This window comes from Nocardioides sp., from assembly GCF_030655615.1.
In the GTDB taxonomy this organism is placed as follows: Bacteria; Actinomycetota; Actinomycetes; order Propionibacteriales; family Nocardioidaceae; genus Nocardioides.
This window is the reverse complement of sequence record NZ_JAURVJ010000129.1, coordinates 1-13,756: the sequence shown is the minus strand read 5'-3', so window position 1 is coordinate 13,756 and position 13,756 is coordinate 1. Positions and strand designations below refer to the sequence as shown.

13 protein-coding genes are annotated in these 13,756 nt (G+C 72.8%); 8 read left to right on the top strand and 5 right to left on the bottom strand.

The genetic code is table 11. The features are described from left to right. The 4 genes from Q7T52_RS11015 to Q7T52_RS11000 all read left to right on the top strand — a co-directional run. Positions 1-537: LysE/ArgO family amino acid transporter (locus tag Q7T52_RS11015; RefSeq protein WP_304802392.1), on the top strand; the 537-nt coding region annotated here is incomplete at its 5' end. Positions 538-565: 28 nt separating this feature from the next. After that, positions 566-1,147, top strand: a complete 582-nt coding sequence (locus tag Q7T52_RS11010; RefSeq protein WP_304802390.1) for a hypothetical protein — start codon at positions 566-568, stop codon at positions 1,145-1,147. A gap of 23 nt (positions 1,148-1,170) precedes the next feature. Then, positions 1,171-1,992 carry a maleylpyruvate isomerase family mycothiol-dependent enzyme gene (locus Q7T52_RS11005; RefSeq protein WP_304802388.1) on the top strand — a complete coding sequence of 274 codons (822 nt, stop codon included), beginning with the start codon at positions 1,171-1,173 and terminating at the stop codon, positions 1,990-1,992. Beyond that, positions 1,989-2,930: an SDR family NAD(P)-dependent oxidoreductase gene (locus Q7T52_RS11000; protein ID WP_304802386.1), complete on the top strand. Its 942-nt coding sequence runs from the start codon at positions 1,989-1,991 to the stop codon at positions 2,928-2,930. The genes Q7T52_RS11005 and Q7T52_RS11000 overlap by 4 nt, the downstream gene beginning before the upstream one ends. A 70-nt stretch (positions 2,931-3,000) precedes the next feature. Here Q7T52_RS11000 and Q7T52_RS10995 read toward each other — a convergent pair whose 3' ends face one another. Then, on the bottom strand, positions 3,001-3,339 hold the full coding sequence (locus Q7T52_RS10995; RefSeq protein ID WP_304802384.1) for a hypothetical protein: 339 nt from the start codon (positions 3,337-3,339) through the stop codon (positions 3,001-3,003). Positions 3,340-3,416: 77 nt separating this feature from the next. On the opposite strand from Q7T52_RS10995, the gene Q7T52_RS10990 reads away from it, so the two are divergent. Beyond that, entirely contained in the window at positions 3,417-4,439 is a 1,023-nt protein-coding gene (locus tag Q7T52_RS10990) for an LLM class flavin-dependent oxidoreductase (RefSeq protein ID WP_304802382.1), read from the top strand. 157 nt (positions 4,440-4,596) lie between these two features. Here Q7T52_RS10990 and Q7T52_RS10985 read toward each other — a convergent pair whose 3' ends face one another. Together Q7T52_RS10985 and Q7T52_RS10980 are read right to left on the bottom strand one after the other, a co-directional pair. Next, entirely contained in the window at positions 4,597-5,025 is a 429-nt protein-coding gene (locus tag Q7T52_RS10985; protein ID WP_304802381.1) for a hypothetical protein, read from the bottom strand. A gap of 68 nt (positions 5,026-5,093) precedes the next feature. Further along, entirely contained in the window at positions 5,094-7,511 is a 2,418-nt protein-coding gene (locus tag Q7T52_RS10980) for a DUF6351 family protein (protein ID WP_304802379.1), read from the bottom strand. A gap of 120 nt (positions 7,512-7,631) precedes the next feature. Between Q7T52_RS10980 and pgm the strand changes: the two genes are divergently transcribed. Both pgm and Q7T52_RS10970 read left to right on the top strand, forming a co-directional pair. Beyond that, entirely contained in the window at positions 7,632-9,269 is a 1,638-nt protein-coding gene (gene pgm, locus Q7T52_RS10975) for a phosphoglucomutase (alpha-D-glucose-1,6-bisphosphate-dependent) (RefSeq protein ID WP_304802377.1), read from the top strand. Beyond that, entirely contained in the window at positions 9,266-10,162 is an 897-nt protein-coding gene (locus Q7T52_RS10970; protein WP_304802375.1) for a GNAT family N-acetyltransferase, read from the top strand. Before pgm ends, Q7T52_RS10970 begins: the two co-directional genes overlap by 4 nt. A 161-nt stretch (positions 10,163-10,323) precedes the next feature. Here Q7T52_RS10970 and Q7T52_RS10965 read toward each other — a convergent pair whose 3' ends face one another. Together Q7T52_RS10965 and Q7T52_RS10960 are read right to left on the bottom strand one after the other, a co-directional pair. Continuing rightward, on the bottom strand, positions 10,324-11,565 hold the full coding sequence (locus tag Q7T52_RS10965) for an acyl-CoA desaturase (protein ID WP_304802373.1): 1,242 nt from the start codon (positions 11,563-11,565) through the stop codon (positions 10,324-10,326). Positions 11,566-11,644: 79 nt separating this feature from the next. After that, positions 11,645-12,763 (bottom strand): ferredoxin reductase, encoded by a 1,119-nt coding sequence (locus tag Q7T52_RS10960; RefSeq protein ID WP_304802371.1) that lies wholly within the window; start codon positions 12,761-12,763, stop codon positions 11,645-11,647. 85 nt (positions 12,764-12,848) lie between these two features. Here Q7T52_RS10960 and Q7T52_RS10955 point away from each other — a divergent pair, with 85 nt between their 5' ends. Continuing rightward, positions 12,849-13,694: a hypothetical protein gene (locus Q7T52_RS10955; protein ID WP_304802370.1), complete on the top strand. Its 846-nt coding sequence runs from the start codon at positions 12,849-12,851 to the stop codon at positions 13,692-13,694. The last annotated feature ends 62 nt before the right edge of the window (positions 13,695-13,756 follow it).

Below are 13,756 nucleotides of genomic sequence, written 5' to 3'. Positions count from 1 at the left end.
CAGAACGCCTTCGTGCTGCGGCAGGGCCTGGCGCGCCGGCACGTCGGCCCGGTGGTGGCGGTCTGCGCGCTCAGCGACCTGGTGCTCATCGTGGCCGGCGTCGCGGGGATCGGCACCGTCGTCGAGCAGGCCGGGTGGGTGATCGACGTCGTCCGCTGGGCCGGCGTCGCCTTCCTGACCTGGTACGGCGTCACGTCGCTCCTCCGGGCCCGCCAGGGCGGCTCGCTGCAGGCCGCGACGGGCGAGGACGCGACCCTCGGGCGCGCCGTACGGACCGCGGTCGCCCTGACCTGGCTCAACCCGCACGTCTACCTCGACACCGTGCTCCTGCTCGGCTCGATCGCCAACACCCACGATGCGCGCTGGTGGTTCGCAGCCGGGGCCGGGACCGCGAGCATCGTCTGGTTCACCACCCTGGGGTACGGCGCCCGGCTCGCCCACCGGTCGCTGTCGACGCCCCGCGCGTGGCGGGTGCTCGACGTCCTGATCGGCCTCACGATGCTCGCCATCGCAGCCGGTCTCGCGCTCGGTGGTTAGCGGCGGCCGGACGGGACACAATGCGGCCATGTCGCAGCAGCCGCCGTACGGCCCCCAGGAGCCGCAGCAGCCCTACCAGCAGCCCTACCCGCCCTACTCCCAGGGCGCCTACCCCAACCCCTACGCGCAGTTCCCGCAGAAGCCCAACCACACGACCCGCAACGTGCTGCTCATCGTCGGCGCCGTCGTCCTCGTCTTCTGCGGCGGGCTCTTCGCCCTCGGCGTCGCGTTCTTCAACAACGTCGACGACGTCTTCGACACGGACTACCCCGGCTCCGAGAACGACCCCGTCAGCGTCGAGGAGGGCGACGCCTTCTCGATCCGCGGCTTCGACTACGACCAGGGCTGGTCGATCAGCAAGCCCGCACAGGGCTTCGACACCGAGGTGTCCGGCCTCCGGGTCACCAACCACCGTGACGACGAGGACGCGGAGTCGGTCTACCTCTACTTCGAGTTCTATGCCGACAACGCCCGCCTGGGCTCCATCTCGTGCACCGGCGGCAACACCATCGCCTACGAGCGGAGCGCCCGGCTGACCTGCAACGGCTACGGCGAGGACATCAGCGGCTACGACGAGATCGAGGTCTACGACAGCTCCTACTCCGAGTGACCGGCGCCCCTTAGAGTCACCCCGTGGGTGACGAGGACAAGGACCGGCTGGCTGGCTACGTCGAGACCTGGTGGCAGGCCGTGCAGGACCTCACCGCGGTCCTCGAGCAGGTCCCGGCCGAGCAGTGGGCGACGCCGACCGACCTGGCCGGCTGGGACGTCCGCGCCTGCGCGTCCCACACCGCCCACCTCGAGAGCATCCTCGCCGGCAACCCCGAGGAGACAGCCGACGTCGGTGAGCCGCCCCACGTCACCGGTCTCATGGGCCTCTACACCGAGATCGGCGTGTGCAACCGCCGTGACCGCACGCCCGACGAGATCGTCGCGGAGATCCGCGAGGTCACCGGCCGGCGGCACGCGCAGCTGCTCGCCGACCCGCCGACCGACGCCTCGGCGCGGCCGCCGGTGATCTTCGCCGGGGTGCCGTGGACCTGGGAGGTGCTGCTGCGCAACCGCCCGCTCGACATCTGGATGCACGAGCAGGACGTACGACGCGCCGTCGGCCGGCCCGGGGGCCTCGACTCGCGCCCGGCCCAGCACACCGCCGACTACCTCACCGAGTCGTTCGGGTTCGTCGTCGCCAAGAAGGCCGGCGCCGCCCCCAGCACCACCGCGGTGCTCGACGTCGCCGGCAGCCCGACCATCGCCTACGCCGTCAACGACGCCGGTCGTGGCGAGCGCCTGCCGGTGGTCCCGGCCGACCCCACCGTCACGCTGCGCACCGACCGCGAGTCGTTCGTGGTGCTCGCGGGTGGCCGTCGTACGCCGCCCGCCGGCGCGGTCACCATCGAGGGCGACGCCGAGCTCGGGGCCCGCATCGTCTCGGTCATGGCGACCACCCCGTGAAGGCACCCGTCGACACCTGGACCGTCGCCGACATCCCCGACCAGGCCGGCCGCACCGCCGTCGTGACCGGTCCCTCGCTCGGCGGTCTCGGCCACCACACCGCCCTCGAGCTCGCCCGGCGCGGCGCCCGGGTCGTGCTCGCCGGGCGTACGGCGGCCAAGCTCGACGAGACCGCCGCGGCGATCACGGAGGAGGTGCCCGCCGCCGCTCTCGACCGGCTGGTCGTCGACCTCTCCGACCTGGGCTCGGTGCGCGCGGCCGGCGCCGACGCCGAGCGGTTCGGCCCGATCGACCTGCTCGTCAACAACGCCGGCGTCATGGGCACGCGACGCCGGCGCACCGTCGACGACCTCGACCTCCAGCTCGCGACCAACCACTTCGGGCCGTTCCTGCTCACCGGGCTGCTGCTGCCGCAGCTGGTCGCGAGCGGGGCCGCCACCGTCGTCACCGTCTCGTCGCTCTACCACTACTACGGCGGACGCGCGCCGCTCGGCGACCCCACGCGACACGGCCGCGGGCTCTACCGCAAGTGGCACGTCTACGGCCAGTCCAAGCTCGCCAACCTGCTCTTCACCGCCGAGCTCGACCACCGGTGCCGCGAGGACGGCGTACCCGTGAAGGCGCTCGCCGCCCACCCCGGCTTCGCCGGCACCCACCTCGCCGCCAACGGCCAGTACGGCCGCTCCTCCGGCGGCATCGCGTCGATCCTCGACGCCGCCATCCGCGCCGTCTCCCAGCCCGCCGCCGCCGGCGCCTGGCCGACCCTGATGGCCGCCACCGCCGACCTGCCGGGCGCCTCGTTCGTGGGGCCGAGCGGGCCGGGCGAGTTCGGAGGGACCCCGCAGGTCACCGCCGGCAGCAGCGCCGCACGCGACCCGGAGGCCGGCCGGGCGCTCTGGGAGCTCAGCGAGCGGACGACCGGGATCACCTACCCCTAGGCCCCCGGCCGCGGTAGTCCCTGACGAGGATCAGGATTCCGCGGCCCGCATCCTTGATCTACGTCAGGGACTACCGCGGCGGCTCGGCGTCGGGGCCGTCCGGGCCGTCGACGTCGTCGAAGGACAGCGTGAGGGTGCTGTGGAACGCCGTGGCGTCGCCGGCGTGGTGCTCGGGCGGGCGGTGCGGCTCGGTGCCGACCGGCCAGGCCTCGTCGGCCCGGAAGCGGTAGCCCTCCTGGTCGCCGGCCACGACGCTGAGCTCGAGGTCCTGCCCGACCTCGACGTGGCGGTGGCCGGCGACGAGGAGCGACGAGAAGTGCAGCCAGCACCCGCCGGGGGCGGTGGCGGTCTCGACGACGCCCCAGCCCTCGTCGTCGTACCACTCGGACACCCGGCCCACGACGGTCATGCCGCCAGCATGGCGTACGGCGAGCCTCCCGAACCGGCGCGGGGAAGATTGACGCTTCAACTACTGTTGACCCCACCATGAAGAAGAGCATCGGCTTCCTCAACTTCGGCCACTGGACGCCCTCGCCGCACTCGCAGGTGCAGACCGCGTCCGACGCCCTCCTGCAGTCGATCGACCTCGCGGTCGCGGCCGAGGAGCTCGGCGTCGACGGCGCCTACTACCGCGTGCACCACTTCGCGCGACAGCTCGCGTCACCGTTCCCGCTGCTCTCGGCGATCGCCGCCCGCACCAGCACGATCGAGATCGGCACCGGCGTGATCGACATGCGCTACGAGAACCCGCTCTACATGGCCGAGACCGCCGGCGCGACCGACCTGATCTCGGCCGGGCGACTGCAGCTCGGCATCAGCCGGGGGTCACCGGAGCAGGTCATCGACGGTTACAAGTACTTCGGCTACGAGCCCGCCGCCGGCACCGACCACGCCGACATGGCCCGCGAGCACACGCGTCTCTTCCTCGAGGCACTGAAGGGCGACGGCTTCGCCGAGCCCAACCCGCGCCCGATGTTCCCCAACCCGCCCGGCCTGCTGCGCATCGAGCCCCACGCCCCCGGCCTGGACAGGCGCATCTGGTGGGGCGCGTCGACCCGCGGCACCGCCGAGTGGACCGCCCAGCAGGGCATGAACCTGATGAGCTCGACCCTCCTGCTCGAGGACTCCGGCATCCCGTTCCACCAGCTCCAGGCCCAGCAGATCGAGGCCTTCCGCACGGCGTGGGCCGCCGCCGGCCACGACTGGGAGCCTCGCGTCTCGGTGAGCCGCAGCATCTTCCCGATCACCTCCGACCTCGACCGCGCCTACTTCGGCGGCGAGTCCCGCAGCCAGGACCAGGTCGGCTTCCTCGAGGGCGGCAAGGCCCGCTTCGGCAAGACCTATGCCGGCGAGCCCGACCAGCTGGCCCACGACCTCGCCGAGGACGAGGCCATCGCGGCCGCCGACACGGTGCTCCTCACGGTCCCCAACCAGCTGGGCGTCGACTACAACGCCCACCTGCTGGAGTCGCTCGTCGAGCACGTCGCCCCCGCTCTCGGCTGGCGCTGACCCCCACGGTGGTCGAGCCGGGCGAGCCCCGGCGAGCCCGCGTCGAGACCCCCGCGACCGACGTACCCGACCCGACCGGCCCCCGGGGCGGTCTCGACACGCGGTGACTCCGTCCCCGCGGCTCGACCACCGTGCCGGGACCCCCGAGGTGCGCGGGTCAGGCGAGGCAGGAGTCGACGGCGTCGACCGGTGCGGTGTCGAGGTCGGCGTAGTGCACGACGACGTTGTCCACGAGCCTGCTGACGGGCGTGTCCTCGTCGCTCAGCGTGATCAGCGGGCGGTTGTCGGCGGCCTCGGCCCCGGTGCGGAAGACCCAGAGGGTCGCGCGGCCGTCGGCGTCCACGTCGACGACCGGCACCTCGACGCCGAGGGGGACCGTGTCGGTGACCCGGCTCGGCACGCCGGCGTCGCCCAGGCAGGCGACGAGGCCGTCCGGGTCGACGCCGTCGTACGACGCCGCCGGGGTCGCGGCGGACGAGGGCGAGGATGCCGGGGAGTCGGACGAGTCGTCGCCGCAGCCGGCCAGGACCAGGACAGCAGCGACGGCGAGGGCGGGCAGGGCGCAGAGGGCAGGGGTTCGCTTCATGGGCCGTACCGTGCCCCGCACCGCTTGCGAGGTCCTTGCGGTCCCCTTGCCCCGCCCCGCCCGCGCCCCTACTGCCGCAGCTGCGACCGGAACGACGAGGCGAGCACCCCGTCGGCCTGGCGCGGGCCGACGCCGGGCAGGTTGCGCCCGCCGTAGACGACCTTGCCGGCCGCGTCGGAGTAGCCGAGCCAGGTCTGGGCGCCCTGCTGGCCGATGCCCCGCGCGGCGTTGTCGCACACACCGTCGGGGAAGACCTGCTGCAGCTGGGCGTACTGCGCGTCGGTGAGCGGCAGCAGCCCCACGTCGACCGCGGCCCGCGCCAGCGGCGTGAGCGCGCACGACAGCACGTCGTTGAAGCGGCTCCCGCCGGCGACCTCGCGCGGCGTCGAGAGGCGCAGCTGGGCCGCGTCGGGCAGGACGCAGGTGACCTCGCCGCCGGCGGCCGGCAGCTCGAGCACACCGGGCACGTTGGCGCAGCGGTCGGTGATGTCGAGACGCTTGCGGGCCTGGGCGATCTTGCTCGCGAGCGGCTTGGCCGAGTGGTCCTTCTCGACAGAGCCGAGCCAGCGGTCCATCTCGAGGAACGCGTCGTTGGCCCAGCGGACGTCGCCGATCAGCGGGACGACGCCGAACCACATGACTCGGTTGTCGGTGTGGCCCTGGGCGCGCTGGAGGCGGTCCTCGGTCCAGAACGCGTGGGCGTAGTCGTGGGCGATCCCCGGGTCGGGCCCACCGTGGTTGATGATCGCGACCTGGCTGAGGTTGGTGGCCTCGTTGACCAGGCCGGTGCGGTAGGCGTTGGCCACCGAGGACGGGTCGCCGGGGATGCGTGCGGCGGTGGGCTGCGAGTCGACGTCGAGGCCGCCGACCTTGACGTTGAGGTCGACGAACTGTGCAGGCGTGATCATCCCGTCGCGCAGCGCGTTGAGACCGTAGACGACGCCCTTGTTGGCGAACGGGACACCGCCGAAGCCGTGGCCGGCGGCCTTCTCCTGCGGTGTCCACACCGACGTCGGCCGCCGGCCGAGGTCGTTGACCAGCAGGTCGAGCACCGAGCAGCGCACGCCGGTCGGGTTGGTCTCCGAGTCGTAGCGCGTCGAGGGGTCGCCGGCCCGGGGGGCGAGCGTCCCGGGGCACTCGTGCTCGGGATTGAGCGCGGCCTTGAAGAGCCCCTCGTCGGCCACGACCGCGTTGAGGTGCGTCAGGTGTCCCTCGACGGCCGCGAACTGCGTCGGCGACCAGACGACACCGGTGGCCCAGCGCGACGGGTCCTCGAAGTAGAGGCGCAGCAGGTGGTAGTCGGCGAACTGCGCACCGGCGGAGAACGTGTCGGGGTAGGAGCACGTCGTGACCAGGCCCTGGTAGATGCCGGGGTAGGCGTTGGCCACGGTGTGCTGGGCGATCGAGCCGCCGGAGCAGCCGGTGCCGATGGTGTAGCGGATGCTGCCGTACTGCTCGACGAACCGCTCCTTGGCCATCATCACCGACTCGGCGTTGAGGGCGACGTTGCAGTTGTGACCGGTGTTGTCGAGCGCGGTCGAGATGACCGCGAAGCCGCGGCCGAGCGCGGTCAGGTAGGACGGCGTGATGCCGGGGACACCGGCCGGGATGGTGCCGGAGTAGTCGTCGAGCGGCGGGTCGCCCGGGGTGTACGACGCCCCGCAGCCGCCCCCGTGGGTGACGAGGACCTTGTGGTTGAACTGTCGCTGGGGCGCGAAGCGCGACCACGGCTTCCTCGGCTGCCAGAGCGTGATGATCGTGTAGCGGTCGCGGTCCTGGAACCCGTCCTCGCGCCGCACGATGAACGGCACCCGCACGCCCTGGTCGGTCGTGGTCGTCGCGACGTCGCCCGGCGGGTCCTTCGGCAGGTAGCGCTGGAGGCCGGCCTGCAGCGGGTTGGTCGACCGGTAGAAGTAGCGGTAGGTCGGCGGCTGGTTGCACCTCGCGTCGCGGGCGCCGGTCTGGCAGCGGTAGTGCGCGGTCTGCGGGCCGGAGAAGACCGGGCCGCCGGCCGGGTGGTTGGTGATGACGAGACGCCCCGAGTAGCCCTTGGCCGTCGCGGTCACGACGTTGCGGCCGAGGCGGAGCCCGGTCAGGTAGGCCTCGTAGCGGGCCCGGCTGCGCAGCGCGAACTTGCTCGTGACGTCGCGGCCGTTGAGCGTGATCCGCAGCGTCGGGCGCTTGAGCCTGCGCGTCACCTCGACGGCCACCCGCGCGTCGCCCCCCGAGATGAGGTCGGGCCGGTTGGAGGAGGTGAAGATCCGCAGCGGCTTGGCCTTCGCGGCCCTTGCCACCCCGGCCACCCCGGCCACCCCGGCCGCGCCGGCCACCCCGCCGGCCCGGTCGGCGACGGGAGCCGCAGCCGCCGCGGTCACCCGCTCCGGCACCGGTACGACGGCCGTCGCGGTCGGCGTGAGCGGGACCCCGGCCGCGGCGAGGGTCGCGACGAGCAGGGTGGCGAGGGCGAGGCGGGCACGCAGGGACACGAGGGGCTCCGTTCGAGATCGGCTGGTGACGACCGTCACGAGGTCAACGAGCGCGATGCCCCCGGGTCACGGACGCCCACCCGGCACGCCAGCCGGCCGGATCTCTGGTTGCATGGCGCCATGGCCGACCCTCGCGCTGGACAGCTCGCCGCCCCCTCCGACCTGGTCGACGTCGCCCACCTGGTGACGGCCTACTACACGGGCGTCCCCGATCCGGACGACGTCGACCAGCAGGTCGCGTTCGGCACCAGCGGTCACCGCGGCTCGTCGCTCAAGACCTCGTTCAACGAGACCCACATCCTGGCGACGACCCAGGCGATCTGCGACTACCGACGCGAGCAGGGCTACGACGGCCCGCTCTTCGTCGGCCGCGACACCCACGGCCTGTCGGAGCCTGCGTGGGCGACGGCGCTCGAGGTGCTGGCCGCCAACGACGTGACGGTGCTGGTCGACTCGCGCGACGCCTACACCCCGACCCCCGCCGTCTCCCACGCGATCATCCGCGCCAACGTCGGCAAGACCTCGGGGCTGGCCGACGGCATCGTGGTGACGCCGTCGCACAACCCGCCGGCCGACGGCGGCTTCAAGTACAACCCGCCGCACGGCGGTCCCGCCGACACCGACGCGACCTCGGTGATCGCCGCCCGCGCCAACGAGCTGATCCGGGCCGGGCTGACCGACGTACGCCGGACGCCCTACGAGAAGGCCCGCCGGGCGGCCGGGTCCTACGACTTCCTCGGCACCTACGTCGACGACCTCCCCTCGGTCGTCGACCTGGCCGCGGTCAAGGCGGCGGGCGTGCGGATCGGCGCCGACCCGCTCGGTGGCGCGTCGGTGCACTACTGGGGCGAGATCGCCGACCGGCACGGGATCGACCTGACCGTGGTCAACCCGCTGGTCGACGCGACCTGGCGCTTCATGACGCTCGACTGGGACGGCAAGATCCGGATGGACTGCTCGTCGCCCGACGCGATGGCCTCGCTGGTCGCCCGGCGCACGGAGTTCGACGTGGCCACCGGCAACGACGCCGACGCCGACCGGCACGGCATCGTCACCCCCGACGCCGGCCTGATGAACCCCAACCACTTCCTCGCCGTCGCGATCCAGTACCTCTTCGGCGGCGCGCGTCCCGGCTGGCCCGACAGCGCCCGGATCGGCAAGACGCTCGTGTCGTCGTCGATGATCGACCGCGTCGCGGAGGGCCTGGGCAAGCCCATGGTCGAGGTGCCGGTCGGGTTCAAGTGGTTCGTGCCGGGCCTGATCGACGGCTCGTTCGGCTTCGGTGGCGAGGAGTCGGCCGGGGCGTCGTTCCTGCGCACCGACGGCACCACGTGGACCACCGACAAGGACGGGCTGATCCTCTGCCTGCTCGCCGCCGAGATCATCGCCAGGACCGGGCGCACGCCGAGCGAGCACTACGCCGACCTGGTCGCCCAGCACGGCGCCCCGGCCTACGCACGGATCGACGCCCCCGCCACCCGCGAGCAGAAGGCGGCCCTCTCCGCGCTCAGCCCCGACGCGGTCACCGCGACGTCGCTCGCCGGCGAGGAGATCACCGCCAAGCTCACCGAGGCGCCCGGCAACGGCGCCAAGATCGGCGGGCTCAAGGTCACCACCGCGTCGGCGTGGTTCGCCGCGCGCCCGTCGGGCACCGAGGACGTCTACAAGATCTACGCCGAGTCGTTCCGCGGACCCGACCACCTCGCCGAGGTGCAGGACGCCGCTCGCGACGTGGTCGGCGCCGCGCTCGGCGCGTGAGCGGCCCCGTGGAGCTGACCGAGGGCGAGCCGGCGGAGGTCCCGGCACTCGTCGACCTGATCTGCGCCCGCGTGCCGAAGGCGCCCCGCGCCGAGGTCGCCTGGATGTGGTCGAGCCCGGCGGAGTGTCCCGACCTCGTCACGCTCGTCGCCCGCGACGCCAACGGCACCCCGCTCGGCGTCGGCCGGCTGACCACCCCCGTGCTGCTCCCCCGGTCGTGGGCCGTCATCAACGCCACGGTGGCGCGCGCGGCCGAGGGCACCGGCGTCGGCGCGGCGCTGTACGCCGGGCTGCTCGCCCGGGTGCGGGACGACGTCGACCAGCTCCGGGTCACCGTGGACGCCGACGACGAGAGGTCGGTCGCCATCGCCGGTCACTGGGGCTTCGAGGTGGTCCAGGTCAGCATCGAGAGCGAGCTCGACCTGGTCGCCACCCCGCTCCCGGCGCCAGCGCCCGGGGACGGCGTCGTCCTCGAGGACGCGACGACCTTCACCTTCGCCGACCACGACGCCGTCGCCGCGATGCTCCTCGCCAGCCAGACCAACCCCGAGGCGGTCGCCGGGATGGTGGCCGACCTCGACGACCTGAGGCGCGGCGGCGGTGACGCCCCGGTGGCGGTCCTGGCCCGTGTGGACGGCTCCCCCGCCGGCATCACCGTCGGCCGGGTCGAGGACGCCCGGCTCTTCATCGACTACACCGGCGTCGACCCGGCCTTCCGCGGCCACGGCCTGGCGCTCCTTCTCAAGCAGCAGGCCCACCTCGACGCCGTGGCCCTCGGCGCGACCAGCAGCCGCACCAACAACGCCGAGCACAACACCGGCATCCGCCGCGTCAACGCCGACCTCGGCTACCAGGTCGGGCGGTCGCTCGCACGGCTGCGCCGGATGCTCTGACGCCGGACCTGCGGGTCACGGTGATCGAGCCGGACGAGCCCCTGGGCGAGTCCGTGTCGAGATCCCCGCAGGCGACGTGGCCGAGTCGACCTGCACCTGCGGAGGTCTCGACACGCGGTGACTACGTCCCCGCGGCTCGACCACCGTGGGGGTCTCGCAGGTCAGGCGGCCTGGGCGGCCTTCTGGCGCTTCTCGAGCTGGACCAGGCGGGCCTGGGCGGCGCGACGGATCTTGGGGCCCTTGGTGCTCATGGCCCACAGCAGCTTGGCCTGCGCCGGGAGGTTCTTGGGGGTGGTCGTGGCCAGGAAGCCGTTGGGCAGCGAGAGGCGGACGACGCGGTGCCAGGCGCTGGCGACCTGCTGCGGGAGCGGCGCCTCGTGGTAGTTGAGCTCGTACTTGTCGAAGAGCGCCTCGACCTTGGGGGCGATCTCGGCGTAGCGGCTGCTCGGCAGGTCGGGGAACAGGTGGTGCTCGATCTGGTGCGAGAGGTTGCCGGTCATCAGGTGCATGGCCTTGGAGCCGGAGATGTTGGCCGAGCCGAGCATCTGGCGGAGGTACCACTGGCCGCGGGTCTCGTCGGCGGGGATCGACTTGCGCTCGAAGGTCTCGACGCCCTCGGGGAAGTGGCCGCACATGATCACGGAGTGCGACCACAGGTTGCGCACGAGGTTGGCGGTGAAGTTGGCGGCCAGGATCGGCAGCGTGGAGCCCAGCGGCAGGCCGAGCGCGGGGTGGACGACGTAGTCCTTGGTCGCCTGCTTGCGGATCTTCTTCAGCGTCTTGGACAGGTCGGACCTGAACTTGTCGCTGCGCTTCTCCTTGGGCATCGACAGGTTCTTGCCGAGCTCGAGGTCGTAGGCCGCGATGCCGTACTCGAAGAAGCAGGCGTTGATGAAGTTCCACAGCGGCTGGCCGAGGTGGAAGGGGTGCCAGCGCTGGTCCTCGTCGATGCGCATGATGCCGTAGCCGAGGTCGTTGTCCTTGCCCACGATGTTGGTGTAGGTGTGGTGGATCTCGTTGTGGGAGTGCTTCCAGCCCTCGGCGGTCGAGGCGTTGTCCCACTCCCAGGTGGTCGAGTGGATCTTGGGGTCGCGCATCCAGTCCCACTGGCCGTGCATGACGTTGTGGCCGATCTCCATGTTCTCGAGGATCTTGGCCACGGAGAGGCCGAGGGTGCCGAGCACCCAGAGCGGCGGCAGGGCCGAGCCGAGGAGCACCGCACGCGAGCCGAGCTCGAGCTTGCGCTGCACGTCGACGACCTTGCGGATGTAGGCCGCGTCCTTGGCGCCGCGGGCGTCGAGGATGTCCTGGCGGATCGCGTCGAGCTCGACCCCGAGCTGCTCGACGTCCTCGGGCGTGAGGTGGGCGGTGGGGTTGACGTCCTGCTTGGTGATGACGGTCATCGGGGGATGTCCTTTCGGTTGCTGAGGTGCGAGCCTCGAAGCGGGTTGCTGAGGTGCGAGCGGAGCGAGCCTCGAAGCATCAGATCTTGATCGTGCAGGGGCCGGCGGCGGCGTTGATGCAGGTCTGGACGGGGATGCCCTCGGGCCCGGTCTCGCCGGGCACGGCGACGGTGATCGCGCCGTTGCGGAGGTCGCGCACGGCGCCCGACTGGAGCGGGAGCACGCAGCCGAAGCAGACGCCGATGCGGCAGCCGCTCGGCATCAGGACGCCGACGGACTCGCCGGCGTCGAGGATCGGGGTGGCGCCGTCGCTGTCGACGACCTGGCCGGACGCGAACGACACGGTGCCGCCCTCGCCGGTCTCGCCGAGGACGACGGGGCGGAAGCGCTCGGTGGTGAGGTCGAGCCCGCGGGCCTCGTGGTGCGCCTCGAGCGCGTCGAGCAGGCCGGCAGGGCCGCAGGCGTAGGCCAGGCGCTCGTCGAGGTCGGGGACCAGGGTCTCCAGGTCGGCGGTGTCGAGCATGCCGTCGCGGTCGTCGTAGCGCTCGACGAGACGGAGGTGGCCGGCCGCGGCGTGGGCGCGGAGCTCGTCGCGGAAGATCGCGCTGTCCTCGGTCACGTTGACGTGGACGAGCGTGATGTCGGTAGCGGGGGCGACGGCGCGGGAGTAGAGGTTGCGCAGCATCCCGATGACCGGGGTGATGCCGGAGCCGGCGGTGACGAGCAGGAGCTTGGCCGGCAGCGGGTCGGGCAGCACGAACTCGCCGTCGGCCTGGGCGAGCTGGAGCATCTGGCCGACGCGGGCGCGGCGGACGAGGTAGCCGGAGACGACCCCGTCGGGGATCGCCTTGACGGTGATGGAGATGCAGCCGTCGCGACGCGGGCCGTGGGTGAGCGAGTAGGTGCGCCACAGGCGGACGCCGTCGACGTCGACCCCGACGCGGACGTACTGACCGGGCAGGTGACCGGCCCAGTCGCGACCCGGCTTGATGACCAGGGTGGCGGAGTCGGCGGTCTCGGGGCGGACCTCGACGATCCGGCCGCGCAGCCCCGACTCGCCCGTGCCGGCGCGCAGCGGGTGGAAGACGTCGAGGACGTCGTCGAGGTCGAGCGGGGTGACGGCCGCGTCGGCGAGACGTCGGAGGCGCTGGCGCAGGCCGCCACGGGGGGCGGGTGCGTACAGGGCGGGGGAGGTCATGTCCTCCAGTGTGTCGGCTAGCCGCGCTAAACTCCTGACCTGATGACGTGAAGGTTCGCGTCACTTTTGTTCGCAGGAGACAAAGATGCCGCCCAGGCCCCGTCGTACCGCCGACCACGGGCTGCTCCTGCCTGAGGCGGTCGCCACCACGATCCGCGAGAGCCTCCCCCAGGTCGCCGACGAGGTGGTGACGGCGATCCTCGAGGAGGTCCCGAGCTACACCGACGCGTTCCACGGCCCGATGGGCGAGACCATCCGCAGCGCGGTGCAGATCGCGCTGGGCGGGTTCCTCTCGCTGGCCAGCGGGCGCCGCGGCGCCGACCCGCGTACGCCGACCGCACCGGCCGTCGAGGGGGCCTACCAGCTGGGCCGGGGCGAGGCCCGCAGCGGCCGGTCGACCGAGGCGCTTCTGTCGGCCTACCGCATCGGCGCGCGCGTCTCCTGGCAGCAGATGGCGGCGGGGGCGGTGCGGGCCGGGCTCGACGCCGAGACCCTCGCGTCGTTCGCCGCCCTGGTCTTCGCCTACATCGACGAGCTCTCGGCGGCCAGCGTCGCCGGCCACACCGACGAGCTCGAGACCACCGGCCGGGTCCGCCAGCGCCGGCTCGAGCGCCTGACGCACCACCTCGTCTCCGACGCGTCTGAGGAGACCGTGCGGGCCGCCGCCGAGCGCGCCGACTGGCCCCTGCCGCGCACCCTGACCGCGGTCGTCGTGCCCGAGTCGCAGGTCCGCCCGCTCCTCTCTGCGTTGTCGCCGGCGACCCTGCAGGCCGCCGACCCTCCGGGGCTCGACGACGGCGTGCTGCTCCTCGTGCCCGACGCCCACGGCCGGTCCCGACCCCGGCTGCTCAAGGCGCTCGCCGAACGCGGCGCGACCGCCGGCCCGGCGCGCCCGTGGCCGGCGTCTGCCGGCTCTGGCCGCTGGTCTTGATGGGCAGCACCTCGAATTCGCCGGCGGGGGTTTCGATCTGGCGCGTGCTGCCCACCTGTGCC

What these genes read in the sequence shown, in the direction of transcription:
- Q7T52_RS11010 (WP_304802390.1), top strand. Translation starts at nt 566, where the DNA reads ATGTCGCAGCAGCCGCCGTACGGCCCCCAGGAGCCGCAGCAGCCCTAC.
- Q7T52_RS10960 (WP_304802371.1), bottom strand. Translation starts at nt 12,763, where the DNA reads ATGACCTCCCCCGCCCTGTACGCACCCGCCCCCCGTGGCGGCCTGCGC.
- Q7T52_RS10955 (WP_304802370.1), top strand. Translation starts at nt 12,849, where the DNA reads ATGCCGCCCAGGCCCCGTCGTACCGCCGACCACGGGCTGCTCCTGCCT.
- Q7T52_RS10965 (WP_304802373.1), bottom strand. Translation starts at nt 11,565, where the DNA reads ATGACCGTCATCACCAAGCAGGACGTCAACCCCACCGCCCACCTCACG.
- pgm (WP_304802377.1), top strand. Translation starts at nt 7,632, where the DNA reads ATGGCCGACCCTCGCGCTGGACAGCTCGCCGCCCCCTCCGACCTGGTC.
- Q7T52_RS10990 (WP_304802382.1), top strand. Translation starts at nt 3,417, where the DNA reads ATGAAGAAGAGCATCGGCTTCCTCAACTTCGGCCACTGGACGCCCTCG.
- Q7T52_RS10995 (WP_304802384.1), bottom strand. Translation starts at nt 3,339, where the DNA reads ATGACCGTCGTGGGCCGGGTGTCCGAGTGGTACGACGACGAGGGCTGG.
- Q7T52_RS10985 (WP_304802381.1), bottom strand. Translation starts at nt 5,025, where the DNA reads ATGAAGCGAACCCCTGCCCTCTGCGCCCTGCCCGCCCTCGCCGTCGCT.